The 25,909-nt window shown below is 76.1% G+C and carries 24 protein-coding genes; 11 read left to right on the top strand and 13 right to left on the bottom strand.

The genetic code is table 11. The annotated features are described in order from the left end of the window. Nucleotides 1–69 precede the first annotated feature (69 nt). Nucleotides 70–681 (top strand): NUDIX domain-containing protein, encoded by a 612-nt coding sequence (locus LG396_RS14540; RefSeq protein ID WP_225795089.1) that lies wholly within the window; start codon nucleotides 70–72, stop codon nucleotides 679–681. Here the strand turns inward: LG396_RS14540 and LG396_RS14535 are convergent. Beyond that, a complete protein-coding gene (locus tag LG396_RS14535; RefSeq protein WP_225795088.1) occupies nucleotides 617–1,207 on the bottom strand; it encodes a GNAT family N-acetyltransferase in 591 nt (196 codons plus the stop codon). The two genes, LG396_RS14540 and LG396_RS14535, sit on opposite strands and share 65 nt — an antisense overlap. A gap of 125 nt (nucleotides 1,208–1,332) precedes the next feature. Between LG396_RS14535 and LG396_RS14530 the strand changes: the two genes are divergently transcribed. From LG396_RS14530 to LG396_RS14510, 5 genes are all read left to right on the top strand, one after another. Continuing rightward, nucleotides 1,333–1,629, top strand: coding sequence for a hypothetical protein (locus LG396_RS14530; protein ID WP_225795087.1), 297 nt, complete (start codon nucleotides 1,333–1,335; stop codon nucleotides 1,627–1,629). Nucleotides 1,630–1,764: 135 nt separating this feature from the next. Then, on the top strand, nucleotides 1,765–3,906 hold the full coding sequence (locus tag LG396_RS14525) for a WD40 repeat domain-containing serine/threonine protein kinase (protein ID WP_225795086.1): 2,142 nt from the start codon (nucleotides 1,765–1,767) through the stop codon (nucleotides 3,904–3,906). An 88-nt stretch (nucleotides 3,907–3,994) separates the two neighbouring features. Further along, nucleotides 3,995–4,870 (top strand): glycosyltransferase family 2 protein, encoded by an 876-nt coding sequence (locus LG396_RS14520; RefSeq protein WP_225795085.1) that lies wholly within the window; start codon nucleotides 3,995–3,997, stop codon nucleotides 4,868–4,870. Nucleotides 4,871–4,972: 102 nt separating this feature from the next. Continuing rightward, nucleotides 4,973–5,305 (top strand): SCO4848 family membrane protein, encoded by a 333-nt coding sequence (locus LG396_RS14515; protein ID WP_225795084.1) that lies wholly within the window; start codon nucleotides 4,973–4,975, stop codon nucleotides 5,303–5,305. A gap of 4 nt (nucleotides 5,306–5,309) precedes the next feature. Continuing rightward, complete coding sequence (locus LG396_RS14510; protein WP_225795083.1) at nucleotides 5,310–6,752, top strand: metallophosphoesterase; 1,443 nt, start codon at nucleotides 5,310–5,312, stop codon at nucleotides 6,750–6,752. Between the two features lie 43 nt (nucleotides 6,753–6,795). Here the strand turns inward: LG396_RS14510 and pdxR are convergent, their stop codons facing one another. Continuing rightward, nucleotides 6,796–8,298: a MocR-like pyridoxine biosynthesis transcription factor PdxR gene (gene pdxR / locus LG396_RS14505; protein ID WP_225795082.1), complete on the bottom strand. Its 1,503-nt coding sequence runs from the start codon at nucleotides 8,296–8,298 to the stop codon at nucleotides 6,796–6,798. 45 nt (nucleotides 8,299–8,343) lie between these two features. Here pdxR and LG396_RS14500 point away from each other — a divergent pair, with 45 nt between their 5' ends. Together LG396_RS14500 and LG396_RS14495 are read left to right on the top strand one after the other, a co-directional pair. Continuing rightward, a complete protein-coding gene (locus tag LG396_RS14500) occupies nucleotides 8,344–8,817 on the top strand; it encodes a carboxymuconolactone decarboxylase family protein (RefSeq protein WP_018834722.1) in 474 nt (157 codons plus the stop codon). A gap of 137 nt (nucleotides 8,818–8,954) precedes the next feature. After that, on the top strand, nucleotides 8,955–9,698 hold the full coding sequence (locus tag LG396_RS14495; protein WP_225795081.1) for an isocitrate lyase/PEP mutase family protein: 744 nt from the start codon (nucleotides 8,955–8,957) through the stop codon (nucleotides 9,696–9,698). Nucleotides 9,699–9,717: 19 nt separating this feature from the next. Here LG396_RS14495 and LG396_RS14490 read toward each other — a convergent pair whose 3' ends face one another. From LG396_RS14490 to LG396_RS14455, 8 genes are all read right to left on the bottom strand, one after another. Further along, on the bottom strand, nucleotides 9,718–11,094 hold the full coding sequence (locus tag LG396_RS14490) for a serine/threonine kinase C-terminal domain-containing protein (protein WP_225795080.1): 1,377 nt from the start codon (nucleotides 11,092–11,094) through the stop codon (nucleotides 9,718–9,720). Nucleotides 11,095–11,496: 402 nt separating this feature from the next. Beyond that, nucleotides 11,497–12,096, bottom strand: a complete 600-nt coding sequence (locus LG396_RS14485) for a hypothetical protein (protein WP_225795079.1) — start codon at nucleotides 12,094–12,096, stop codon at nucleotides 11,497–11,499. Next, complete coding sequence (locus LG396_RS14480; protein ID WP_225795078.1) at nucleotides 12,093–13,709, bottom strand: AbeC-like domain-containing protein; 1,617 nt, start codon at nucleotides 13,707–13,709, stop codon at nucleotides 12,093–12,095. Before LG396_RS14480 ends, LG396_RS14485 begins: the two co-directional genes overlap by 4 nt. A 169-nt stretch (nucleotides 13,710–13,878) precedes the next feature. Continuing rightward, a complete protein-coding gene (rpmF, locus tag LG396_RS14475; protein WP_018842087.1) occupies nucleotides 13,879–14,067 on the bottom strand; it encodes a 50S ribosomal protein L32 in 189 nt (62 codons plus the stop codon). Between the two features lie 391 nt (nucleotides 14,068–14,458). After that, a complete protein-coding gene (locus LG396_RS14470; protein ID WP_018834727.1) occupies nucleotides 14,459–15,457 on the bottom strand; it encodes a malate dehydrogenase in 999 nt (332 codons plus the stop codon). Between the two features lie 157 nt (nucleotides 15,458–15,614). Further along, complete coding sequence (locus LG396_RS14465; RefSeq protein WP_225795077.1) at nucleotides 15,615–17,048, bottom strand: helix-turn-helix domain-containing protein; 1,434 nt, start codon at nucleotides 17,046–17,048, stop codon at nucleotides 15,615–15,617. Between the two features lie 116 nt (nucleotides 17,049–17,164). Next, nucleotides 17,165–17,548: a DUF3017 domain-containing protein gene (locus LG396_RS14460; RefSeq protein ID WP_018834729.1), complete on the bottom strand. Its 384-nt coding sequence runs from the start codon at nucleotides 17,546–17,548 to the stop codon at nucleotides 17,165–17,167. Continuing rightward, nucleotides 17,548–18,456 (bottom strand): bifunctional methylenetetrahydrofolate dehydrogenase/methenyltetrahydrofolate cyclohydrolase, encoded by a 909-nt coding sequence (locus LG396_RS14455; RefSeq protein ID WP_037740202.1) that lies wholly within the window; start codon nucleotides 18,454–18,456, stop codon nucleotides 17,548–17,550. The genes LG396_RS14460 and LG396_RS14455 overlap by 1 nt, the downstream gene beginning before the upstream one ends. 112 nt (nucleotides 18,457–18,568) lie before the next feature. Between LG396_RS14455 and LG396_RS14450 the strand changes: the two genes are divergently transcribed. Continuing rightward, nucleotides 18,569–19,150, top strand: coding sequence for a hypothetical protein (locus LG396_RS14450; protein ID WP_037740200.1), 582 nt, complete (start codon nucleotides 18,569–18,571; stop codon nucleotides 19,148–19,150). A gap of 84 nt (nucleotides 19,151–19,234) precedes the next feature. Here the strand turns inward: LG396_RS14450 and purH are convergent, their stop codons facing one another. Both purH and purN read right to left on the bottom strand, forming a co-directional pair. After that, complete coding sequence (gene purH, locus LG396_RS14445) at nucleotides 19,235–20,830, bottom strand: bifunctional phosphoribosylaminoimidazolecarboxamide formyltransferase/IMP cyclohydrolase (RefSeq protein WP_225795076.1); 1,596 nt, start codon at nucleotides 20,828–20,830, stop codon at nucleotides 19,235–19,237. After that, nucleotides 20,823–21,470 (bottom strand): phosphoribosylglycinamide formyltransferase, encoded by a 648-nt coding sequence (gene purN / locus LG396_RS14440; RefSeq protein ID WP_018834733.1) that lies wholly within the window; start codon nucleotides 21,468–21,470, stop codon nucleotides 20,823–20,825. Before purN ends, purH begins: the two co-directional genes overlap by 8 nt. 332 nt (nucleotides 21,471–21,802) lie before the next feature. On the opposite strand from purN, the gene LG396_RS14435 reads away from it, so the two are divergent. After that, nucleotides 21,803–22,894 (top strand): hypothetical protein, encoded by a 1,092-nt coding sequence (locus tag LG396_RS14435; protein WP_225795075.1) that lies wholly within the window; start codon nucleotides 21,803–21,805, stop codon nucleotides 22,892–22,894. A gap of 103 nt (nucleotides 22,895–22,997) precedes the next feature. Here the strand turns inward: LG396_RS14435 and LG396_RS14430 are convergent, their stop codons facing one another. Beyond that, a complete protein-coding gene (locus tag LG396_RS14430) occupies nucleotides 22,998–24,425 on the bottom strand; it encodes a cell division protein PerM (RefSeq protein ID WP_225795074.1) in 1,428 nt (475 codons plus the stop codon). Between the two features lie 76 nt (nucleotides 24,426–24,501). Between LG396_RS14430 and LG396_RS14425 the strand changes: the two genes are divergently transcribed. After that, entirely contained in the window at nucleotides 24,502–25,776 is a 1,275-nt protein-coding gene (locus LG396_RS14425) for an RNA polymerase sigma factor (RefSeq protein ID WP_225795073.1), read from the top strand. Nucleotides 25,777–25,909 lie beyond the last annotated feature (133 nt).

Below are 25,909 nucleotides of genomic sequence, written 5' to 3'. Positions count from 1 at the left end.
GCCGGCACGGGCCCCCGCGACCCCCCTGGTCATGCCCGCGACACACAGGCTACTCCGGCAGGAGGGGCCGTGGGCGTGGTCCGGAGCCGGGGGCTGCTGTCGGTGGGCCCTGCGAGGGTGTGGGCCGTGGATGAAGTCGTGGAACGCGTCGACGCACAGGACCGTGTGCTGGGGCCGGTGAGCCGGAGAGAGGCCGTCCGGGAGGGCTGGCTGCACCGGGTCGCCGTGGCCGTGTGCCACGACCCGCGGGGCCGGATCCTCGTCCACCGGCGCGCCTCGGAAGTGCCCCGGTTCCCGGGGCACTACGAGGTCGGGGTCGGCGGCGCCGTGGCGGCCGGGGAGTCGTACGAGCAGGCGGCCGCCCGTGAACTGGCGGAGGAGCTGGGGGTGTCGGCGGCGGTGCGCTTCCGGTTCACGTTCCTCAACCGGAGCGGGCTGAGCCCGCACTGGCTCGGGGTGTGCGACGCCGTCGTTCCGCGGGCCGTCACGCCGGACCCGCAGGAGGTCGCCTGGCACGGCTGGCTGAACGAGTCCGACCTGCCGCGGGTCCTTCGGGAGTGGACCTTCACTCCCGACAGCCCGGAGATCCTGGGTCGGTACTTCGCCGGCCGGCGATCTAGCGGCGCGGGGGCTGGTCGGGGGCTCCGGGGAGGGCGGCTGCCTCCCAGTCGGCCCTGGTGAGTGCGTACTCGACCTCGCCGTGCTCCGAGCCCTCGATGGCCTCGGGCCAGTCGCCGGTGAAGTGCCGTACGAAGGACAGCCCCGACTTCTCCACGACGCGCCGGGAACCGGCGTTCACGGCCATCGTGTTGGCCGTGACCCGCTCGACCCCCAGGTCCGTGAACCCCTTGCGGATCAGCGCGCGGGAGCCTTCGGTGGCGTAACCGCGGCCCCAGGCGGCCCTGTTGAGGCGGTAGCCGAGTTCGACGACGGCGGGGCTGTCCGCGGCCACCGGCCGGAACTCGAACCAGCCCAGGAAGGTGCCGGTGCCCTTCTCCTGCGCGGCCCAGTACCCGCGGGTCCCCCAGGGGTAGTCGTGCAGGAGCCGGGGCAGGACACGGTTCTCCACCGCCTCGCGGGTGGTGGGGCGGCCGCCGTTGATGAACCGCATGACCTCGGGATCGCCGTCGAGGGCGATCAGGTCGTCGGCGTCGCCCGCGGTGAACGGGCGCAGGGTGAGACGGCCGGTCTCCAGGAAGATGACCACCCCCCGATCCTCACCCCCCACCAGCCCCCCCGCCACCCCATTTCCCACGGCCCCTGCTCCCCCGCTCCCGCGGGTACCGTGTTCGCGGCCACCTTCCGCGTGTCCTACGCCCGCGCGCCCCACCGGTGGGCGCGTCGGTCGACCTGCGTTCGGAGTCGTTCATGCTGCTGGCGGCGGTGCAAGCCGACCGGATGCCGCTGCCCGGGATCATCGCCTTCTCGCTCGGCGGCGCCCTCTTCCTTTCCGTGGGCGTGATGATGCTCCGCGACCCCCGCGGGCGGGGGGTCCGCATGCTCAGGAGGGGATCGCTGGTCGAGGCGTCCGAATCCTTCTACGCCGGCTTCGCCCGGGTCTTCGGGGTCGTCGCCACGCTGGCAGGTGCGGGTCTGGTGGCCGCGGCCGCCTTCGAGGCGTTCCGCTGATGCCGGGGCCGGGGGGGGCGCAACCCGTGGGCCGCTTGGGTGCGTGTACCTGGGCGGTGGGTGTCGGGGGCGCGCCGTTAGGATCACGCGCACGGCACAGCAGTGGAGTTGACGACCCCGGGGGGACCCATCGGTATGGGCGGACAGGACGCGGACCCGGGTGCGCGTGCGCAGGGCTCGGTCTTCCAGCCGCTGGAGGCCGACGACCCCGTGCAGCTGGGCGACTACGTCCTCGCCGCACGGCTCGGCGCCGGCGGCATGGGCGCGGTCTACCTCTCGCACACCCTGGCCGGGCGGCCGGTCGCCATCAAGGCGATCCGCCCGGAGCTGGCCGGCGACCCGGACTTCCGGCGCCGCTTCCGCCAGGAGGTGGCCGCCGCCCGGCGGGTGCACGGCCTGTACACCGCGCCCGTCATCGACAGCGAGATCGACACCGCCCCGCTGTGGCTCGCCACCGCCTTCGTCCAGGGCCCGACCCTCGCCGCGGCGGTCACCCGCCACGGCACGCTGCCCGTCGCGTCCGTCCTGCTGTTAGCCGCGGGGGTGGCCGAGGCGCTCCAGGCCGTGCACGGGGAGGGCATCGTGCACCGCGACCTGAAGGCGTCCAACGTGCTGCTGGCCACGGACGGCCCCCGCGTCATCGACTTCGGCATCGCGCGCGCCGTCGACGCGACGGCGGTCACGAAGACCGGGGTCGCCGTGGGCACGCCCCCCTTCATGTCGCCCGAGCAGGCCCTGAACAAGGGCATCGGCCCGGCCACCGACATCTTCTCCCTCGGCCAGCTCGTCACGTACGCCGCGAAGGGCACGCCCGCGTTCGGGGAAGGCCAGTCGCACGGCGTGCTGTACCGCATCGTGCACGAGGAGCCGGACCTGGCGGACGTTCCCGAGGCCCTGCTGCCCCTGCTGCGCCGGTGCCTGGCCAAGGACCCCGCCGAGCGGCCGTCCGCCGCCGAGGTCATCGGCCTGTGCCGGGCGGCCTCCGAAGGCGGCGTTCTGCGGCGTACCGGCGGCTGGCTCCCCGCGGCCGTCACGGCGGACATCACCCGCCACCACGACGTGCCCGCGCAGCGGTCCGCGACCGACCGCCCGGCGGACAGGTCGGAGAAGCCGGACGCGGCTGAGCCCACGCATCCGGCGACGGCACCGGACGTGCCGAAGGACGCCGGGGCACGCGCGCACGCGGCCACGGAGCCCGCGGACGCCGCAAAACCCCTCTCCGCCGCCGGCCGGCCGCCGCGGAACCCGACCCGCCGCCGGGCCCTCCTCGCCCTCGGCGCCACCGTTGTCGCGGGCGCCGGCGGCACCGCGGCGATCATCGGCCTGCGCGAAGAACCGAAGAAGATCACCGTTGCCAGCGCCGCGACCCTCCGTATCGCGGACGGGGCCGAAGGTGTGGCGTTCCCGGACGACCGGACGCTCGTCACCGTCAGCGACGCCGGAAAGATCAGGCTCTGGGACGTGGCGACGGGCGAACCCAGGACGAGCCCCAAGTCCGCGGAGCCGGCGTCGTCCGTGGCGCTCAGCCCGGACGGCGGGACCCTGGCCACCGGCGGCTCGTACGACGACGGCGTGGTCTTGTGGAACGTGGCCGAGCGCAAGGTCGCCGACACCATCTCCACGGGCCACGACAGTGGAGTCTGGGCCGTGGCGTTCAGCCCCGACGGCAAGATCCTCGCCACCGGCAGCGAGGACGCCAAGGTGCGCCTGTGGAACGTCGCCACGCGCGAGCGCATAGCCACCCTCACGGGCCACGAAGCCGAGGTCCGCACCGTCGCGTTCAGCCCGGACGGCAGGACCCTGGCCACCGGCGGCTCGGACGAGGCGGTGCGCCTGTGGGACATCACCACGCGCGAGACCACGGACACCCTCTCCGGCCACGGATCGTGGGTCCAGGCCGTGGCGTTCAGTCCGGACGGCAGAACCCTGGCCACCGCCGCGGACGACAACAGGGCACGCCTGTGGAACGTCGCCACGCGCAAGCGCACGGCCACCCTCGCCGGCCACAAAAACGGCGTCGTCCGGCTGGCGTTCAGCCCGGACGGCGAAACCCTGGCCACCGCGGGCCGGGACAAGGCGGTGCGCCTGTGGGACGTCGCGACGCGCGAGTCCGCGGCCGTTCTGACGGGGCACAGGGAAGAAGTCTGGGCCGTGGCGTTCAGCCCCGACGGCAAGGCCCTGGCCACCGCGGCCGACGACAACGCGCGCCTGTGGAAGGCGAGCGGCGGCGCCCGGATCTCGGCGGCACACATCGACAGGAGCCGGCAGTCGGCCTAGCCCCGGCAACACACCGCGTAAGAGAAGGTGGCCGGGCCGTGAACGGCTACCATCGCGGGCACCGCTGTCGACGTCTGGAGTGCCCGCCGTGTCCGTGCCGCGCCTCGGGGTCGCCGTCCTGACCATGGGCACGCGCCCCGCCGAACTGACCGCCCTGCTGGAGTCGGTGGCCGGGCAGCGGGTGCGGCCCGCGCGGGTGGTGGTCGTCGGCAACGGCTGCGCGCTGCCGGACCTCGGCGACGGCGTGACCGCCGTCGAGCTGCCCGAGAACCTGGGCGTCGCGGGCGGGCGCAACGTCGCGATCGACGAGCTGCGCGCCTTCGGGGACGTGGACGTGGTCGTCGACCTCGACGACGACGGACTGCTCGTCGACGACGAGGTCTTCACCCGGCTGCGCGACCACTACGCCGCCGACGAGCGGCTGGGCGTCGTCAGCTTCCGCATCGCCGACGCCACCGGCGCCACCCAGCGGCGGCACGTGCCGCGGCTGCGGGCCGGCGATCCGATGCGCGGCGGGGAGGTGACCACGTTCCTCGGCGGCGGGCACGCCCTGTCGATGCGCATGCTGGACGAGGTCGGCACCTGGCCGGGCCACTTCTTCTTCACCCACGAGGAGACGGACCTCGCCTGGCGGGCGCTGGACGCCGGCTGGAAGGTCGTCTACGACCCCGAGCTGCTGCTCCAGCACCCGAAGACCTCCCCCGCCCGGCACGCGGTCTACTACCGCATGACGGCCCGCAACCGCGTGTGGCTCGCCCGCCGGCACCTCCCGCTCCCGCTGGTCCCGGTCTACCTCGGCACGTGGCTGGCCCTGACCGTGGCGCGCGTCCGCTCGCCGTCGGGGCTGCGCGCCTGGTTCGGCGGTTTCGGCGAGGGGCTGCGCACGGACTGCGGCGGCCGCCGGCCCATGCGCTGGCGCACGGTGTGGCGCATGTCCCGGCTGGGCCGGCCCCCGATCATCTAGCGCACCGGCCCCGCCCCGCGAAGGCCGTGCGGGCCCGGGGTGCTTTTCGGGCTCACGCGGCCCCGGACGCCGCTTCGCGGGGCGGGGTGCGAGGCTAGGCGCATGCACCTCTCACGCCGCGCGTCCTGGTTTCTGCTCGCCTTCGGCGGGTGGTCCTGGTTCATCTGGATCACGTTTGTCCGGAATCTGTGGAAGGACTCCAGTGGGCTGGCATTCGAGGACGGGGACCCCACGGGGTACTTCTGGGTGCACCTCACGCTGGCCGTGACGTCGTTCCTGCTCGGTACGACGATCGGGTGGCTGGGGCTGCGCGGCGTACGGGCCGGGCGGCGGGCCGGCGGTGCCTCGGCGGACGCGGGCGCGGGCGCGGAAGAGGGTACGCAGGCAGACGCGGGCGGCGACGTGCGCGAGGCGGCGGCCGGGGCCGGGAGGTAGGGCCGTGGTGTTCGTGCCGATCGCGATCGGGATGCTGCTCCTCGTCGCCGGGGCCCACTGGTACGTGTGGCGGCGGCTGGTCCGCGACACCATGCGGCGCGGCGGCTGGCCGCGGCGGGTCGCGACGCCGGCGGTGGTGCTGCTGCCGCTGATGGCGTTCGCGGCGGTGGCCTCGGAGCGGGCCGGGGCGCCGATGCCGGTGCAGCAGGCGCTGGGGTGGCCCGGGCTGATGTGGCTGGCGATGCTGCTGTATCTGCTGCTGGCGCTGGCGGTGGGCGAGTTGGTGCGGCCGGTGCTGCTGCGGGTGCTCCAGCGGCGGGCCGAGGGCGCTGCCGGCGGTGCGCTGACCCCGGCGCCGGCCGGTGAGGCGGAGCGCGAGGCGGCCGTCGCGGCCCTCGCGCAGCAGGTGGCGGTGTCGGAGGCGGCGGAGGGCGAGTCGGCCGCGGAGGCCGGCGGCGCGGGCGGAGGCGGCGGTACGGGGACGAAGGCCCCGCTGCGGCTGGGGCCGGCCACCGGCGTCGCGGACGGTCCCGCCGGGGCCGACGCAGAGGCCGGCGCAGAGGGCGCCGGTGCCGCGGACGGGGAAGGGGACGGGGGCGGCGGTGCCGACGTGTCGCGGCGGCTCTTCGTCGCCCGTACCGTCGCCATCGGCGCCACCGCCGTCGCCGCCGGGACCGTCGCGTACGGGGCGTACGGCGTGCTGGGCCGCGCCCCCCGGGTGAAGAACGTCAGCGTCCCGCTGACCAAGCTGCCCGCGTCCGCCCACGGCTACCGCATCGCCGTCGTCAGCGACATCCACCTCGGCCCCGTCCTCGGCCGCGGGCACACCCAGCGGATCGTCGACACCATCAACGCGCAGCGCCCCGACCTCGTCGCCGTCGTCGGCGACCTCGTGGACGGCTCCGTCGACCACCTCGGTACGGCCGCGCAGCCGCTGGGGCAGCTGGAGGCGCGCGACGGCTCGTTCTTCGTCACCGGCAACCACGAGTACTTCACCGGCGCCGACGGCGCCGCCGAGTGGCTCGACCACCTCCGCGAACTCGGCCTGCACCCGCTGGAGAACGCCCGCACCGAGCTGGCCGGCTTCGACCTCGCCGGCGTCAACGACGTCTCCGGCGAGGACGTCGGCAGGGCCCCGGACTTCGCCCGCGCCCTCGGCGACCGCGACACCTCCCGCGCCTCGGTGCTGCTGGCGCACCAGCCGGTCGTGATCCACGACGCGGTCGACCACGGCGTCGACCTCCAGCTGTCCGGCCACACGCACGGCGGGCAGATGTGGCCGGTCACGTACATCGCCGAGGCGGCGAACCCGACGCTGGCGGGGCTGGAGCGGTACGGCGACACGCAGTTGTACGTCACCCGCGGCGCCGGGGCGTGGGGGCCGCCGGTGCGGGTGGGGGCGCCGTCGGACATCACGATGGTGCGGCTGGAGTCGCCGCGGGCGTGAGCGGCAGCGTACGGACGCCCGCGGCGCCCGTACCCTTCGCGCTCTACGTCTCCGCCTCCAGCACCCGGCACAGCGCCGCCAGCGCCCCCGGGTACAGGTGGTCGGGCGGCGTCCCGTACCCCACCACCAGCGCCTCCCCCCGCGCCCCCGGCGTCTCCCCCGCCGGGGCCGGCGCGGTGAAGTCGCCGCCCTCCTCCCACGCCGCGCTGCCGTGCGCGTACGCCCCCAGCCGGGCCACCGCGAGGCCCTCCCGCGCCGCCCGCGCCAGCACCCGCCGCTCGGTGCCCGGCGGCAGCCGGACGACGGCGTGCAGGCCCGCGGCGATCCCGGTCACCGTCACCCGGGGTGCCCGCCGGGCCAGCTCGGCGACGAGCCGGTCGCGGCGGCGGCGGTAGCGCTGGCGGGCCGCGCGTACGTGGCGGTCGTAGCCGCCGGAGTCGAGGAACTCTGCGAGCGTGAGCTGGTCCACCACCCCCGGCGGCGTACGGCTCAGCGACTGCTCCACGTGCACCCCGCGCGACAGCCGCTCCGGCAGCACCATCCAGCCCAGCCGCAGCGCGGGCGACAGGCTCTTGCTGACCGTGCCGAGGTGCACCACGTGCTCCGGGTCGAGCGACTGCAGCGCCCCCACCGGCTGCCGGTCGTAGCGGAACTCGCCGTCGTAGTCGTCCTCCAGCACCACCCCGCCCGTCGCCCGCGCCCAGTCGACGGCCGCCGCGCGCCGCTCCGGCGCGAGGGCGACGCCGGTGGGGAACTGGTGCGCCGGGGTGAGGAGGACGGCGCCCGCGCCGGTCGCGGGCAGCGCGGCGGTGGCGATGCCCCCGTCGTCGTACGGCAGCGGCACCGTCCGCAGCCCGGCGCCGGTGATCAGGCGGCGGTGCAGCCCCAGCCCGTACGGCTCGACCGCGACCCGCCGCGCGCCCTCCGCCCGCAGCACCTCCGCCAGCAGCCGCAGCCCGCCGGTGAACCCGGCGCAGACCACGATCCGCGCCGGCTCCGCGTACACCCCGCGCGCCCGCGCCAGATACCCGGCCAGCGCCCGCCGCAGCTCCACCCGCCCGCCGGGGCCCTGGTGCCCGAACGCCGCCGAGGGTGCCGCCAGCAGCGCCCGCCGCGCGGCGGCGGCCCACGCGGCGCGCGGGAAGCGGGCGGCGTCGGGGGCGCCGGGCAGCAGGTTGTACGTCGCCTGCCGGTCGAGCGGGTGCGGCGGCGGCTCCTGCGTCGCGGCCCGCGCCGTGGTCCGGCGGGGCTCGCTGCGGGCGGCGACGCGGGTGCCGGAACCCTGCCGGGCGGTCAGCCAGCCCTCGGCGACCAGCTCGGCGTACGCGTCGGCCACCGTGTTGCGCGCCACCCCCAGGTCGGCGGCCAGCGCCCGGGACGACGGCAGCCGGGTGCCGGGCGCGAGCCGGCCCGTACGCACCGCGTCGCGCAGCGACCTGATCAGGGCGGCGCCGGCGCCGCGGGTGCCGGCGCGGACGTCGACGTGCAGGTCGAGGGAGCGGTGGACGTCGTGCAGCTCCGCCGAAGTGGCCCAGGAATCCGCCATGTAAATGGACCTTACATCTGGGATACCAGGTCCTAGCGTGGAGGCATGACACAGCGTCTCGACCTCTACGCACTCGCACCCGACGTCCAGCGCGCCCTGGTCAGGGTGGAACAAGCGGCCAAGAAGGGCCTCGACCCGGTCGTCTACGAGCTGGTGAAGCTCCGGGCCTCCCAGATCAACCACTGCGCGTTCTGCATCGACATGCACTCCAAGGACGCGCGCGCCGCCGGCGAGACCGAGCAGCGGCTGTACCTCCTGAACGCCTGGGCGGAGGTGCCGCACCTGTACACGGAGAAGGAGCAGGCGGCGCTCGCCCTGGCCGAGGCGGTGACGGTGCTGACCGACGGGTTCGTACCGGACGAGGTGTACGAGCGGGCGGCCAAGCACTTCGAGGAGCAGGAGCTGGCGCGGCTCATCGGGGTGCTGACGGTGATCAACGCGTGGAACCGGTGGTGTGTGACCAGCAGGGCGGAGGCGGGGCACTACCAGCCGGGCCGGTACCACCACGAGGAGGAGTGAAGGGAGCTCGGGCGGGCCGCTGGGCGCCAGGTGCGACGGATGGCGGGGGCACGACGGGAGCGTGGATGTGACGGGCAGCGGAGACGAGGCGGGAGCGTGGATGTGACGGGCGGCGCAGGCGTGACGGGAGTGCGGAAGTGACGAGCGGCGTGGAGGAGTTCCGGGCCCTGCACCACGGCCGGGCGGCGGCGGACCCGCTGGTGCTGCCGGGTCCGTGGGACGCGGCGAGCGCGCGCGTCTTCGCGGACGCCGGCTTCGCGGCGCTGGCCACACCGAGCGCGGGCATCGCCAGGGCGCTGGGCTACGGAGACGGCGAGGCCACCCCCGTGGGCGAGATGTTCGCGGCGGTCGCCCGGATCGCCCGCGCCGTGGACGTGCCGGTCACCGCGGACGTGGAGGCGGGCTACGGCCTGCCGCCACGCGAACTCGTCGAACGGCTGCTGGCGGCCGGTGCGGTGGGCTGCAACCTGGAGGACACGGTGCACCCCGGCAAGACCCTGCGGGACGCGGCGGAGCAGGCGGACTTCCTCGCGGAGGTACGGGCCGAGGCGGGTGACCGGCTGTTCGTCAACGCCCGCGTCGACACGTTCGTCCGCGGGGTCGCGGACCCGCGGGCCGCGGTCGAACGGGGCCGGCGGTACGCGGCGGCGGGCGCCGACGGCGTGTACCCCATCGGGGCACCGCCGCGGCACCTGCGGCTGCTGGCGGACGAGATCGGGCTGCCGGTCAACGCCCTGGCCGTACCGGACGGCCCGGACCCGGTGGAGCTGGGGAGGCTGGGGGCGAGCAGGATCACTTTCGGGGGCGGGCTGCTCGACCGGACGCTGACGGCCGTACGGGAGTTGGCGGCGGAACTGCGCGGAGACGCCCCGGCCGGGTGACGGCGGCGGAGGCGGGCCCTCAGGGGCTGCCCGTCTCCGCGCACTCCGCGTCCGTGCAGAACGACTCCGTCATCTGGTCGACGATGTCCCGCTGCCGCGGCCAGTCCGCCTCCGGGCCCGAGACGAGGAGCGCGTACATCTTCCCGTCCGCGGTCTCCAGGTCGTGCAGCAGGACGCGCCGCGGGCCGAGTTCCTCGTCGGTGTACGTGTAGTCGTACTCCGCGGCGTTGCCCATGTCCGCCATGTCGTTGCGCCGGTAGCCCTCCGCCCCCTCCTTGGTGCCTTCGATTATCTGCACCGCCTCGAACGGGGTGACCTGCTCGGTCACCTCGTAGACCTGGATGAACGCGCCGCCCGCGAGGGGCTCTTCGTAGAACACGGAGACGCCCTCGGAACGCCGCTCCCAGTCCTCGGGGACCGCGAGGGAGTACCCGTCCTCGATGGCGAGGAGGTAGCCGGGCGGCAGGGCGGACTCCGAGGGGGACGGCGAGGCGGGCTCGGACGGCGGGGCGGAGTCCTCCGTCGGCGCCTTGGGCCCGGCGGCGGCGCTGCGCTGCGGCTCGGCCGCCTTCTCGCCGTCGTCGCCGCCGTCGAGGAGCAGCCAGCCGCCGACGCCGAGCGCGCTGCCGACGATCACGACGAGCCCCACCACGGCCGCGATCACGCCGCGGCGGCGCGGCGGCGGCTGGGACTCGACGCCGAGTTCGAAGCCGGGGTACGGAGTGTAGGCGGCGGCGTAGTGGTCGTACGAGGCGTCGGGGGCGTGCCCGTGGTCGTACCCGGCAGGCTCCGGCGGCGGGGTGGCGGACTGCGTGGGGAGGGCGGACGCCGGTGTCACGGCGCCGGGTTCCGGTCCCCAGCCGGGGGCGGTGGGGGGCGGCGGGTGGGCGGACTGCGTCGGCAGGTCGGGCGGCGGGGGCAGCACGCCGGCGCCGGGCTGGGGACCCAGGTCGGGCGCGGTCAGGGGCGGCGGCGGGGCGGCCGCGGCGCCTTGGGACCAGTCGAGCGCGGTGGGCGGCGGCGGTTCGGCCCCGGGTCCGGCCGGCGGTGACTGCGCGGCCCGGTCCTCCCACCACTCCCGCGCCTGCGCCGGAGGCGCGTCCGCAGGCTCGGGGGCCCGGTCGTCCGCCGCGGCGTCCCCGGCGGACCGGTCCGCGCCCGGCGGCTCGGGGACGCTGTCCTCCACGTCCTGGTCCGGCGCGTCGGGCACGCCGCCGGCCGGAGTCCCGTCCTCCGGCGGCGCGGCCGGGTCGTCCGCCGGGCCGTCCACGGCGGAACCGTCCCCGTCCGCGCCCGCCGGTTCTGGAGCCGCGTCCCCTGCGGCCCGGTCCGACGCGTCGGACACGTCGTCGTCCGCGGCCTCGTCCTCCGCGGAGGCGGGCGGTTCGCCGGTCAAGTCGTCGGCGTTTGCGGCGGGTTGGTCCGGGTCCGGCCGGACCGGCGCGTCAGCCGGGGCATCGGCGCCGGCAGACCCGCCCACCTGATCCGCCCCGGCCGGCGCCGCGTCCCGCACCCCGTCCTCCGCGGCAGCGTCGGAAGTCCCTTCTCCCGCAGGCCGATCCGGTTCCTCCCGGGCCGCCTGACCGGGTACGGAGTCACCTGCCCCGTCCCGCGCGGCCTCCGGCGACGGCGGCTCCGGCGGTAGCGGCGGTGGCGGCTGCGCGGGTGGGGCCAGTGGGGGCGGGGGCATTGCCGGAGGCGGGGGGACCGCGGGTCCCTGCAGCCACTGCTGCGCGTCCTCGTCCCAGTACGACCCGCCGCTGCTCATGTACCTCTCCCCTGTCCCCCCGCCCGGCTCTCAGCCGAGCAATCTGGCGATCGACTCCACCGCCGCCGCCCCGGCGGCGCTGCCCGTGGCGGCGATCTGCCCCAACTCCAGCCGGTCCCGAAGGCGTTCCAGCCGGGTACGGTCCCCGCGGCCCGCCCGCGCCTCGTTCTCCAGCTCGATCAGTTCCTGCTCGTCGGCGACGGCCGTCTCCGAGGGCGGCTGCGCGAGCAACTCGGCACGCAGCGCACGGAGACTCGCCACCAGCGCCCCGGCGTCCGCCTGCACGACGAACCGTACCGAGGAGTCGACGGCCTGCGCCCGCGGCCCCTGGGCCGCGGCGCCGCCCGACATCGTGCCGATACTGATCCCTCCGGGCAAGGGCGGCGGCACCACCGGCGGCGGAGCCGCCGGCACGGGAGGCACCCCGGGCATCCCCGCGCCGGGCGCCGCCGCGGGCGGCGCGGGCTCCGCCGGCCGCCGGCTGCGGTCCTCCGCGCGGGCCTCCTCGCCCGCGGCCACCGCACCCCCGGTCATGTTCCCGATGCGCACCCCGCCCCGCGCCGTCTCGTCGTCCCGTCCGCTCACGTCCGGCCCCGCCTCTCCCCGCTCGTCCTCCGCCGTACCGCTCACGATCCCGCCCCTCCCGCACCGCCGTCGGTGCGCGCCGTCGCCGTGGCGCCCTGGCCCGACGCCACCGCGCCGCCGCTCATCGCGCCGATGTAGACACCGCCTTCGTTCACGTTGACGATGTACTGCTCGAACTCCCCGGTCTCGTAGCCGCTCTCCCGCAGCGCCTCGGTCACGCCGCTCGCGATGCGGTCGCGGACCGTCTTCACGTACCGGCTCACGTCCATCCGCTGGAAGAGCGAGATCTGCGGCGACGCCCCCAACTCCCGCACCGACGCCGCCGGGCCCTCCCCCGGCAGCCTCGCGGCGTCGGCGAGCCACGCGCGCAGCACCGAGGCCAGGGTGCCGCACATGGAGACGACCGACGCGATCGACGCGGTCGGCGCGCTCAGGAGCGCGCGGGTGAAGGTCCGTGCGCCGCCGGTGCGGGCACCCAGGCGGTCGATCTCGCGGAACTCCGGCCGGACCGGCGGCAGTACGTGCGGCACGACCTCCAGCACGAGCATTCCGCCCTGCGTGTGCACCCGCACCAGGATGGTCACCACGACCAGTTCCGACCACGCGCCGACCCGGACGCGCAGGAAGTAGCGGCGGGCCTCGCCGCCCTCGTCGACGGAGCCGCCGACGTGCTGGTCGACGGCGGCGTCGTCGCGCCGGACGTCGCCGCGCTGCGGGGGCGGGGGGAGGTACACCAGGTGCGCGACCTCCAGGTCCCTCAGCCGGTCCCGGCTGCCGGCGGCGGTCGCGTCGCGGAGGGCGGCGAGCCGCGGCAGGATCAGTTCGACGACCTTGCGGCTGGTCAGCCGCTCACCGCCGGGCGCGTCGGGGCGCCGCTTCAGTTCCACGGCCAGCGACCAGGGTTCGTGCGGGATGCCGTAGCCGACGAAGGGGCGGTCGAAGTCGTAGACGGTGAGCCGCGAGTACTGCTCGTGGGCGATGGCCGCGGCGATCCCCTGGTACGGCTCCGGCACGCCGGGCGGAGCGGCGCCGGGGAACGCGGCCGGGGAGAGTTCGTCGCGCGCGACCTTCTCCATCCCGAGCCGGTACGCCCAGACCGGCCACACCAGCAGCAGCGGGAAGACCACCGCCGTCCACAGCCCCTGCGTGAGGAAGTACAGGGCGGCGACCCAGTAGAAGGCCATGTAGACGTACGCCACGAGGCGCATCCCCAGTGCGACGCGCACCCGCCACAGCCGCTGCCCTCCGAGGGTGGCGCGCGGGCCGGCGCCGTAGACGTCGAACCCGCCGCGCCCGCCGGCCACGGCCGCGATCCACAGCAGGAGGCACGGGAAGGCGTACGCGAACGCGGACACGCCCACGAACGGGGTGCCCTTCGCCACCACCCAGTCGCAGACGGCGAACACCACCCAGATCGCGAGCACCCACAGCGCCGTCGCCGTCTCGCGTCCGCGGGAGCGCAGGGCATGCGCGAGTACGGTGACGACGTCGATGCCCAGCGACGGCGCGACCGCGCGCTCCCCGTGCTCGACCAGCTCCTGCAGCATCCTGCGCCGGAACCCCGGGTCGAGGTAGACCCCCGCGCACAGCAGCCGGGTGGCCTCGCTGGCCCGGGGCGGTGGGCTGCCGGTGGTCACCGGCCCCGCGGGTCGCGGCACGGGCGCGGTCGAAAACTCTCCGCTCTGCGACAACTCGTCCCCTAAGTCCGCTCGTTGAGTGGACCGAGCGTAGCGCTCGACTAGCCGAGAGTCACCTTCGAGTCAAGGACGTACCCCCTTCAGGTACCCCGGCCGGGGCCGGACGGCCCCGGCCGGGTACCGCGCGGCACTACGGGCGGAAGACCTGCCGCCCCTTGTACTGCCCGCAGTGCGGGCAGGCGGTGTGCGACGGCTTGGGCTCGCCGCACGCCGTGTTGGGGCACGGCGTCAGCGCGGGTACGGAGACCCGGCCGCGCCACTGCGCGCGGTGGTGGCGGACGCGGGACCGCGACTTCTTCCTGAACATCGAGCTGGACACGCTGGTTTCCTTCCTCCGGTGGACGTTCGCTGCGGTGCGGCGAACGCGGGCGGGGGATCCCGCCCGACCAGGGGCCGGAGGACCAGGGCTGTGTCGGGGTGCACGTGCGGGCGTGCGGGCACGTGCGGAAAGGGTGATCGAGGCACGGGGACGTCCCGGGGACGGAATGGTCGAGCAGGGCAGGCCGAAGCGACCCCGCAGACGGCGGGGCCGGGGCGGCTTCGCTAGTGCGCCTCGGGTGTGTCGACCGGCTCGGAGACCATGCGCCCGACCGTAGGGAGGAGCCCGTACGGCCGCAACCGAATATCCCCGTACGCCCCGCACGCGAAAAGCCGCGGCGGGCCCCCCCCGGGGGGGGCCCGCCGCGGCTCGAAGGACGCGGGAGCGGGGCTCAGACCAGGCCGAGGGCGCTGACCGCCTCGCGCTCCTCCGCCAGCTCCTTGACGGAGGCGTCGATGCGGGTCCGCGAGAACTCGTTGATCTCCAGCCCCTGCACGATCTCGTACGCACCGTCCGCGCAGGTCACCGGGTACGAGGAGATGAGGCCCCCGGGCACGCCGTACGAGCCGTCCGACGGGATGCCCATGGAGACCCAGTCGCCCTGCGCGGTGCCGTTGACCCACGAGTAGACGTGGTCCACGGCGGCGTTGGCCGCCGACGCCGCCGACGAGGCGCCGCGCGCCTCGATGATGGCGGCGCCGCGCTTGGCGACGGTCGGGATGAACTCGTCGGCCAGCCACTTCTCGTCGCCCACGACCTCGGCGGCGTTCTTCCCGGCGATCTCCGCGTGGAAGATGTCCGGGTACTGGGTCGCGGAGTGGTTGCCCCAGATCGTCAGCTTCTTGATGTCGCCGACCGCGGCGCCCGTCTTCTTCGCGAGCTGCGACAGCGCGCGGTTGTGGTCGAGGCGGGTCATCGCGGTGAACCGCTCGGCCGGTACGTCCGGCGCGGCGGCGCGGGCGATGAGCGCGTTGGTGTTCGCGGGGTTGCCGACGACGAGGACCTTGATGTCGTCCGCGGCGTGGTCGTTGATGGCCTTGCCCTGCGGCTTGAAGATGCCGCCGTTGGCCTCCAGCAGGTCGCCGCGCTCCATGCCCTTGGTGCGCGGGCGGGCACCGACGAGCAGCGCGACGTTGGCGCCGGCGAAGGCGACGTTCGGGTCGTCGGTGATGTCGATGCCGCGCAGCAGCGGGAACGCGCAGTCGTCCAGCTCCATCGCGGTGCCCTCGGCGGCGCCGAGGGCCGGGGTGATCTCCAGCAGCCGCAGCTTGACCGGCACGTCCGGGCCGAGGAGCTGGCCGGAGGCGATACGGAAGAGCAGCGCGTAGCCGATCTGCCCGGCCGCGCCGGTGACGGTGACGGTGACGGGGCTGTCGGGAGTGCGGGTCATGGTGATCTCTCCGATGAGGGGGCCGGTGTACGGGCTGGCGGGGCCCGGGCCACCAAGGGCAGCCGTGCCCCCGGGGGTCAATCTATCCGACTGGCACGGAGTGCCGGAGGGCGGCCGGTGTGGGCCCGGTCACGGCGGGAGCGGTGCGGGGGCGCCGCTACGACGGCAGGGTGCCCTTCGTGCACGCCGCGGTGCCGTCGGGGAGCGCCGCGCAGGCCCGTACGGCGTCCAGGTCCTCGGCGACGACCATCGCCGTGAAGCCCTCGCTGGTCCCGGCCGACGAGTCCTCGCGGACCGGGTCCTCGCCGGGCGGTTCGGCCAGCGCGGTGACGGTCGAGCCGGGCTCCGCGGCGGTGATCCGGGCCCACGCCGCCTTGCAGGGCTCGCTGTAACGGATCTCCAGGACCATGTCGCCGATGGTCGTCTCGGTGGTCGTACGGGCGAAGTCGCCGCCGCAGCCCATCTCGTCGGGGTCCTTGCCGTTGCAGTCGGCGCCCTGGCACTCCACGCCCTCGGGCAACTCCCCGGTCTCGGACGGCGAACCGGACGCGGACCCGTCACCGGACGCCGAGCCGGCCGGGCTGGAGCCGGGCGCCGGGCCGCCGCGCGGCTCCTGCTCCTCGACGCCGGGGTCGGAGATCAGGCCGTGGCCGACGTAGACGACGCCCGAGCCGCTGCCCACGAGGAGGAGGGTGACGAGGCCCGCGAGGAGCACGCGGCGCAGGGGCCAGTTCCTCCGGTCGGGCGCGGACGGCGCCGGCGGGGGCGGGGCGGGGTCGGCTGCCGCGGCGGTACGGGCCGTGCCGTCGGCCGGCTCCGGCGCGGGGGCGGCGGGGACGGGACGGGAGAGGGCGCGGAGCTTGGTGGTCTCGTCGTTGTCCGCGGCGGGGCCGGTACCGCGGGCGGCGTCGGGGCCACGGCCGGTGCCCTTCGGCGTCCCCGCCCGGGCCCCCGCCCCGGTGCCGCCGGCGGCTCCCGCTCCGGGTTCGCTCTCCCCTGCGCCGGGCTCGCCCGTCCCCGCGCGGCGCGGCAGTTCCTCTGCCCGTATCCGCCTCTCCGGCGGCGGCGGGGGCCCGGGCCGTACCGCCGAGCGCTCCGTCGCGTCGGGGAGTACGGGCTTCCGCGCACCCGGCGCCGCGTCCCCGGTCCGCCCGGCAGGCGGTGCCTCCCCCGCGCCGGGTATCTCCTCGGCGCGCCCCCTGCCCCGGCCGAGTACCCCGCGCAGCCCGCGCCCCGGGCGGCCCGGGGCCGGCTCCGGGGTGTCGTCCGGGCCCGGCTCCGCCGCGCGCAGGGCCCGCAGCGCCGACTCGTTCCGCAGCTCCGCCCGGCTCCAGGCGCGGTCCGCGGCGGCCCACTCGGTCATGAGCTGCTCGTCCCGCGCGTCCGTCACCTCCGCGAACGCGACGACCGACTCGCGCGAGGGCATCAGCCGCCCGTTGAGGTAGCGCTCCCACGACGACCTGCTGTACCCGGTGCGGTCCGCGACCTCGGCCACGGTCAGGCCGCTGCGGTCGACCAGCCGGCGCAGATGCGCGGCGAAGTCCCGTATCTGCGGGTCGAGCTCCTCCGGCAGCTCCTTCCAGCGAGGCATCGCTACTCCCTTGTTCCCCCTTGGTCCCCCTGACGCGCTCCCGCTCCAGCATCGCATCTGCCAGCACGGACGTGGAGATCCCGGGTACGGTCCCGCCCCCGCGGGCCGCGCGCCCGTCAGCGTACGGAGAAGTGGACCGCGTCCTCCACGAACGGCAGTTCCAGCCACGGGTCCGGCATGGCGACCAGCGCCAGCAGCACGATGGCCAGACCCAGCACCCCGAACGTCATGATGTCCGTGAACCGGGACCGCACCGCCAGCATGCCCACCTCCGGCACCACCCAGCGCAGCACACCGCCGACGAGCAGCGCCCCGCCGAGGACGAGGCTGCCCTCGCGGAACGGGCCCGCGGCCACCGTGATCAGCCCGGCCGCCGCTATCGCCAGCACCAGGAGTATCGGCCACTGCCGCACCGGCGGCGGGGCCTGGCCGGACGCCGCCCGGCCGCCGCCCTCGGGGCGTACCGTGCCGCGGGTCGGGAACGCCGTGCGGCGGGCCATCACGGCGCCGCCGGCGCGGCGCTGCCCGTCCCGGACGTACCGGCGGCGGCCCCCGCCCCGGTTGCGGCCTCCGCCGCCTCCACGACGTTGACCAGCAGCATCGCCCGCGTCATCGGCCCCACCCCGCCGGGGTTGGGCGACAGCCAGCCCGCGACGTCCGCGACGCCCGGGTGCACGTCCCCGACGATCTTGCCGTGCTCGTCGCGGCTCACGCCGACGTCGAGCACGGCCGCGCCGGGCCTGATGTCCGCCGGCTTGATCAGGTGCGGCGAGCCGGCCGCGGCCACGACGATGTCGGCCTGCCGCAGGTGGGCGGCGAGGTCGCGGGTGCCGGTGTGGCACTGGGTGACCGTGGCGTTCTCGGACTTGCGGGTCAGCAGCAGCGGCAGCGACCGCCCGATGGTGACGCCGCGGCCGACGACCACGACGTGCGCCCCGTTCAGCTCCACCCCGAACCGGCGCAGCAGCCGGATGACGCCGTTGGGGGTGCAGGGCAGCGGGGCCGGCTCGTTGAGCACGAGGCGGCCGAGGTTCGTCGGGTGCAGCCCGTCGGCGTCCTTGGCCGGGTCGATCAGCTCCAGCACCCGGTTCTCGTCGATGTCGCGCGGCAGCGGCAGCTGCACGATGTAGCCGGTGCAGGCCGGGTCGTCGTTCAGCTCGCGGACGACCGTCTCGATCTGCTCCTGCGTGGCCGTCGCGGGCAGCTCGCGCTGGATCGAGGCGATGCCGATCTCGGCGCAGTCGCGGTGCTTGCCCGCGACGTACTTCTGGCTGCCCGGGTCGTCGCCGACCAGGAGTGTGCCGAGGCCGGGCGTGACCCCCCGGCCCTTGAGCGCCTGCACGCGCGTGGCAAGCTCGGACTTGATCGCGGCCGCGGTGGCCCTGCCGTCGAGAATCTGGGCGGTCATGGGCCCATCCTCCCCGATGCTGCGGGTAACAGACCAATCAGCCGGTCTGGACAGCGGTCCTCGGACCAGGTCAGTGTGTCAGTTACGTCCGAAACCGCGGAAGAAGGGCACCGTGAGCCTCCCCGACCAGAACAACCCCTACGGCGGGCCCCAGGGCCAGCAGCAGGCGCAGCAGCAGCCTGCCCAGCAGCAGCAACAGCCCTACGGCTACCCGCAGTACCCCGCCGGCGGCCAGCAGTACCCGGCGTACCCGGGCGGCCCCGGCCCGTACGGCGACACCGGGTACCCGACGAGCATCCCGGGCAAGACGACGGCCGCCCGCGTCATGATGTTCATCACCGGCGGGCTCCAGGCCCTGCTCTCCACGCTGCTGCTCATCGGCATCGCGGCGGCGAAGGAAGACTTCGAGGAAGGCTTCCAGGACGGCTCCGGCCTCGACATCTCCGCCGAGGCCGTGGCCGTCGCACTCGGCGTCCTGCTCGTGCACGCGCTCCTGGGCATCGCCCTGGCGTCGATGTTCGGCAAGGGCGCGGGCGGCGTGCGCGCCGGCAGCATCGTGTGGCTGAGCTTCCTCATCCTCTTCGGTGTGCTGACGATCCCGCTGGGCCTCATCTGGGTCACCCTCGGCATCATCTCGATCGTCATGCTCGCGAAGCGCGACTCCGGACGCTGGTTCTCACGCCCCAAGCAGTGACGTGACAGTCGTTGCGCAGACGAACGCAGACGAACGGAGCCCCGCCGGCGCAGGCGGGGCTCCGTTCGCAAGTGCGGCCGGGCGTCAGTGGTAGAAGTGCCGTGCGCCCGTGAGGTACATGGTCACGCCCGCCTTCTGCGCGGCCTCGACCACCTGCTCGTCGCGGATCGACCCGCCGGGCTGCACCACGGCCCGCACCCCGGCGTCGAGCAGGACCTCGAGGCCGTCGGGGAACGGGAAGAAGGCGTCCGAGGCGGCGTACGCCCCGGCCGCGCGCTCCGCGCCCGCGCGCTGCACGGCGAGCTTCGCCGAGTCGACGCGGTTGACCTGGCCCATGCCGACGCCGACGGTGGCGCCGTCCTCGGCGAGCAGGATGGCGTTGGACTTCACCGCGCGGCACGCCCGCCAGGCGAACGCCAGGTCCGCGAGGCCCGCCGCGTCCAGACCGGCGCCCGCGGCCAGCGTCCAGCCGGCCGGGTCGTCGCCCGCGGCCTGGAAGACGTCCCGCTCCTGCACCAGCAGCCCGCCGTCGATCGGCCGGAACTCCCGCACCTGCCGCGGCGCTCCGGCGCTGCGCAGGATGCGGATGTTCTTCTTCCGCGTCAGCGCCTCCAGCGCCCCGTCCTCGTACTCCGGCGCCACGATGACCTCGGTGAAGATCTCCGCGACCTGCTCGGCCAGCTCCTTCGACACCGGCCGGTTGACGGCGATCACGCCGCCGTACGCGGACACGGGGTCGCAGGCGTGCGCCTTGCGGTGCGCCTCGGCGACGTCGTCGGCGACGGCGATGCCGCAGGGGTTGGCGTGCTTGATGATGGCGACGCAGGGCCGCTCGTGGTCGTACGCGGCGCGCCGGGCGGCCTCGGTGTCGACGTAGTTGTTGTACGACATCTCCTTGCCGTGCAGCTGCTCGGCGCCGGGCAGGCCGGTGCCGGAGCCGTCGGTGTAGAGGGCCGCGGCCTGGTGCGGGTTCTCGCCGTAGCGCAGGGGGTTCAGGCGGGTGTAGGCGGCGCCGACGAAGTCCTGCGGGCCGTCGTCGGCCGGCGCGTAGTCCTCGGCGAACCAGTTGGCCACGGCCACGTCGTACGCCGCCGTGTGCTGGAACGCCTCCGCCGCGAGCCGCTTGCGCTGCGCCAGGTCGAAGCCGCCGTCCGCGACGGCCTTGAGTACCTCGTCGTAGCGCGCCGGGTTGACGACGACCGCGACCGACGGGTGGTTCTTCGCCGCGCCGCGAACCATCGACGGGCCGCCGATGTCGATCTGCTCCACGCACTCGTCGGGCGAGGCGCCGGAGGCGACGGTCTCGGCGAACGGGTAGAGGTTGCTCACCAGCAGCTCGAACGGCTCGACGCCCAACTCCGCGAGCTGGCGCCGGTGGTCGTCGAGGCGCAGGTCGGCGAGGAGCCCGGCGTGCACCCGCGGGTGCAGGGTCTTGACCCGGCCGTCCAGGCACTCGGGGAAGCCGGTCAGCTCCTCGACCTTCGTCACCGGCACTCCGGCGGCGGCGATGCGCGCGGCCGTCGAGCCGGTGGAGACGAGCGCGACCCCCGCCTCGTGCAGCCCGCGGGCCAGCTCCTCCAGGCCCGTCTTGTCGTAGACGCTGATCAGCGCGCGGCGTACCGGCCGGCGCGCGCCGGCGGCGGCGGACGCTGTGGTGCTCGGGGACCCTGAATTACTCACCGAACCGAACCTTTCGATCCTCGACGCGGTACCCGTCCCGGGCCAGCCGGCCCACTACCTCGACGAGCAGCCGCCGTTCGACTGCCTTGATGCGCTCGTGCAGCGCCTCGCCCCCGTCCCGGTGGTCCTCCTCGCGGACCTCCACCGCGCCCTGCGCGATGATCGGGCCGGTGTCGACGCCTTCGTCGACGAAGTGGACGGTGCACCCGGTGACCGCCACGCCGTGCGCGAGCGCGTCGCGTACGGCGTGGGCGCCGGGGAAGCTGGGGAGCAGCGCGGGGTGGGTGTTGACGAACCGGCCGCCGAAGCGGGCCAGGAACTCCTTCCCCACGATCTTCATGAACCCGGCCGAGACCACGAGGTCCGGCTCGTACGCGGCCGTGGCCTCGGTCAGCGCCCGGTCCCACTCGGCGCGGGTGGCGAAGTCCGGGACCCGGCAGACGAACGTCGGCAGCCCGGCACGCTCCGCGCGCAGCAGCCCGGCGGCGCCGGCCTCGGCGGTGCGGTCGGCGCCGACCGCGACGACCTCGGCACCGTAGGCGTCCGCTCCCTGCTCGGCGACGGCGTCGAGCAGGGCCTGAAGGTTCGTACCGGAGCCGGAGACGAGCACGACGAGGCGGGCGGGCGCATGCGGAGGCACGGGGGATCTCTCTTCGGCGGGCGATTGTGTGTCCGTACGGGCCGCGGGATCCTGGGGTGCCAGGGGTCCCGGGGAGGGGCGGCGGACGTCTGCCACCATACCGGGCGTCCCCTGGCGGGGCCGCGCCAGGCCGGGCGGGGTAGCGTCTCCGGTAGCAGTTACGCGCGCCCGCGTACGCGCCCCGGCCGCGCGGGCAGACGACCTGAGGAGACGACGCCGTCCAGATGCAGCCGGACCGACGCCGCAGCGCGGCCCTCCGACGCCCCGTCCCCGCATCGGCCGGGGGTCCCTCGCAGTCCAGTGGGTGGTTTGGCGCGCCCCGGGACGTGCTCGTGCCCGGACAGGGCGGCGTCGCGTACCGCGACTCACGGCCGCCGTCGGACGCCGAGGCGCCGGCGCCGCCGCCGGAGGGCGGCGGGCAGGAGGCGCCGGGCGGATCCGGCGGCCCGGCCGCGCCGACCGGGCCCGCCGGGCCGGGGCAGCCGCAGGGTGCGCCGCCGCACGGGCCCGGACCCTACGGCGCCCCGCCGCCGGGCGGGCCGTACGGACAGGGCGGGCCCTACGGGCAGGTGCCGCAGGACGCGCCGCCGCAGGGTCCTCCGCCGCAGGGACCGCAGGGCTCGCCCGGTGACGGCGGCGGGCAGGGCGGGCAGCAGGACGGCGGCCAGGGCAACGGGCAGGGCGGTCAGGACAACGGGCAGGGCGGCCAGGGCAACGGGCAGAACGGCGGCCAGGACCAGCCGCCCCCGTGGGGCAACCAGTGGAGCAGCCACCAGCCGCCCCCCGGGCACGGCAGCTGGGGCGGCGGGGACCCCGGCCAGCCGGGCCCCGGCGGGCCCGGCGGCCCGCAGGGCCCCGGGGGCTCCGGCGACGGGCCGGGACCGGATCGCGACAACGGCCGGGACAACGGCCGCGGCAACGGCGAGGGGCCGGGCGGCAACCTGCGCTGGGACCCGACCGACCCGGTGCAGCGCCGCTCGCGCTACGCGCTGCTCGCCGGCATGTGGGGCTTCTTCTTCGCCCTGTTCAACTGGTGGCCGCTGGCGCTGCTCCTCGGCGCGCTCGCCCTGTACTGGGGCATCGAGGCGCTCCGCGGCAAGTCCCGGGCGCCGGGCGGCGCCGCGGCCGGCAACGGCCGCGGCAACGCCCCGGGCAACGGTGCGGGCGGCGGCAACGGCGGCACCGACGCCTTCGGCCAGCCCGTCCAGCGGCAGGCGAAGGGCGGCCGCCCGCACATGACGGCGGCGATCATCGGCATCGTGACGGCGGGCATCACGCTGTCCATCGTGCTCATCGGGTTCTCGGTGCAGATCGCCTACCGGGACTACTTCAACTGCCGCAGCGACGCGCTCACCGAGGCGTCGAAGGAACACTGCAGCAACGAACTGCCCAAGCCCCTGAGGACGTTCTTCGAGCGCGACTGACGGCGCGCGCACCGCACAGCAGCCGGTACGTGCCCGGGTGCCCCGCTCCGGCGGGGCACCCGGGCACGGTGCGTACGGCGGGTCCCGTCCGGTTCCCGTGCCGTCAGTCGGCGCCCGGCTCCTCCTCCCACTCATCCGCCAGCCGCGAGCGCGGCTCCCACAGCGGCCAGCCCTGCCGCCCCCACGTCCACCGGCGCGCCCGGACCCGCCCGCGGGGCGCCGCCACCGAGACCGGCACCGCCGCCGGCAGCGGCGCCGCGCCGCGCAGCCGGACGGCCCGTACCACGAGCGCCACCGGCACCCCGACGACCGCGGTCCACACCGCCGCCGCACCGCCGGCCTGCCACCACACCGGGCCGAAGTCCGCCAGCGTCTCCGTGCCGAGCGGCCCGCCGGCGAGCCACGCCACCGCCGCCGTGCCCGCACCGCAGACGAGCGCGGCCAGCGCCGTCACCCCCACCGTGGGCCACCACCGCCAGCTCGGCTCCCGCTCCCCCGCCACCGGCGCGGCGGCCCGCCCCGCGAAGGCGCCGACGACGATCCCCGCCGCCACCGGCACCGCCGCGGCGGCCCAGGTGAGCGGCCCGCCGGGCCCCTCCCCCGGCACCGCGGCGAGCAGCGGGAAGACGGGCTGCACGGGGTAGTCGGCGGCGGCCAGCGGCGTCACGGTGCTGCCGGCCCCGACGGCGAAGCCGGGCCCCAGCCCGTACGCCGCCGCCCACATCGCGGCGTTCGGCAGCAGCGCGAGGGCGAGGAGGAAGACGCCGAGCCGGCCGGAGACCGTCGTGGACAGCGAGAGGAAGTGCTCCTGCGCCACGGCGGCGTGCGCGACCAGGGCGACCGCGCACAGCAGCGCGCCGCCGCCGAGCAGCGCGACGACCCCCGCCGCGCCGGCCCGCGCTGCGGCCTCGGCGCGGGGGGCCGCCCCGGCGCGGGCGTCGGCCGCCGCGGGGTGCCAGCGGCGCGGCAGCAGCACGGCGGGCGTCCCGGCCGCGGACCACACCCCGGCGGCGGTGGCCGCGGCGACGGTCAGCGGCACCACGACCGCGGTGCTGAGCGGCGCGGCGTGCAGCGGCCCGGCGAGCGCGTACCCGGTGACTCCGGCGGCGACGGCGAGGTAGCCGCAGGCCACCCAGGCGCCGGTGGCGAGCGGCGCGAGCTGCGGCCGGCCGTCCTGCGGGGTGAGCGCGTCGCGCGCGCCGCGGTGCAGCAGGAACACCGGCACCACCGTGAGCAGCAGCGGCGTGAGCCCGACGGGGGCGGGGGTGCCGGTGCGGGTCCCGGTGCGTACGAGATCGGCGCCGTGGGCGAGAAGCCACAGGTCGGCGACGACGTGCAGGGCGCCGCCCGGGCCGCTGTCGGGGTACGGGGACGTGATCCACAGCAGCAGCACGAGCACGGCGAGGAGGCCGAGGCCGAGGCCGGCGGCGAGGAACCCGCTCGCCAGCGCGGTGACGACGGCGGCGCTGCGGGCGCCCTGGGCCTGGCGCCGGGGGGAGAACGACGGGGCGAGGTCGGTCAATTGGCTCACGGCCGCCATGCTGCCAAATACACCCGTTTCGCCCTGGTAACGCGCGTTTGTCCGTCGTGTTGTCCACGATGGTGCTATGGACCCTGACATATCGCCGCCGCCCGGGCCGCCCGGGCCGCCGGTGCCGCTCGGGCCACGCGAGAGGCGCCGCAGGCGGCGCGGCCGGGGGCGGTCTCCCGACCTGGACGACACCGAGGAGATCCCGGTCGTGGGCGGGGCCGGACCGGGGGCCGGGGCGTACGGGCAGAGGGCGGGGCCGTCCGGGGACCTGGCCGGCGCGTACGGGCTGGGACCGGCCGGCGGGACACCCCGGAACCGGGCCGCCGGGGGCCGGGCGCACCGCGTCGCAGCCTACGGGAGCAGGGCGTACCGCGCGGGCCGGCTGGCCGCCGCCGCGCGCGACTCCGTGGCCGGCGCCGACGCCGTCGCAGCCGCCGCGGAGGCCGCGTACGACGCGCTGTACCAGCGGTGCGCCGCCGACGTCACCCGGCACGCGTACCTGCTCAGCGGCGACCACGCCCTGACCCGCGAGGCCGTCGAGCACGCCTTCCACCTGGCGTGGGAGCGGTGGCCCGAGGTGGCCTCGGACCGCGACCCGCCGGGGTGGGTGCGGGCGGCGGCGTTCGCGTACGTGCAGGAGCCCTGGGAGTTTCTGCGCGCCCGGTGGCGGCGGGGGCGGCGGACGGGCGCGGACGGGGCGCACGGGGAGGAGACCTGCGGGGAAGCGGACGACCGGCGGCTGTTCGACGCGCTGCGGGCGCTGCCGCAGTCGTACCGCAGCGCCGTCGTCGTCTACGACGTCGTCGGGCTCGACCTGCCCGAGGCCGCCGCCGAGCTGCAGGCCAGCACCCTGGCCGCTGCCGGGCGGCTCACGCACGCGCACGAGGCGCTGGCCGACGCCGTGCCGGAGCTGCGGGCGCTCCCGCCGCGCGAGCGGGCGGAGGAGTTGCGCGCCCGGCTGCGGCGGTTCGCCGCCGCACAGCCGATACGCACCCTGCCCCCGGGCGCCGCCCGCCACCGCAGCGAGCGCCGTACGGACCGGCAGTTGCGCCGCTACGCCCTGCTGGCCGCCGCCATCTTCCTGACCGCCGCGGTCGTCTCGGCCGTCGGCGCGTTCGAGACCCGCGACAGGGCCGTGCCGCCGGCACCCCCGTGGCTGACCGGCCGTACGGTCTGGCCACCCGCACCGGACCGGGGCGCGCCGCCCGCGCCGGGGCTTGCGCCGGCCGCGCCCGGCGTACCCGGCCACGGGTCGCCGCGCCCGCCGCCCCGCGTGCACGGCCCGGCCGACGCGCCCGCCGCAGTTCGGCACCACCCGTCCGTGGGACCCGTCCGCGGCATGCCGGGTTGACGCGCGCCGGGACGGCCGCCGGATCGGCCGCCGGCGGTACCGGCACACACGGGAGCGGGGCCGCCCCCCCCGGGGCGGGGCCGCCCCCGGGGCGGGCCGGGGGCGGCGGGGGGCGCCGCGGCAGCCCCCCCGC

Source organism: Streptomyces aculeolatus (genome assembly GCF_020400605.1).
Taxonomy (GTDB): domain Bacteria; phylum Actinomycetota; class Actinomycetes; order Streptomycetales; family Streptomycetaceae; genus Streptomyces; species Streptomyces aculeolatus.
The sequence above is the reverse complement of the archived record's forward strand: the minus strand, read 5'-3'. Positions and strand labels throughout refer to the sequence as shown.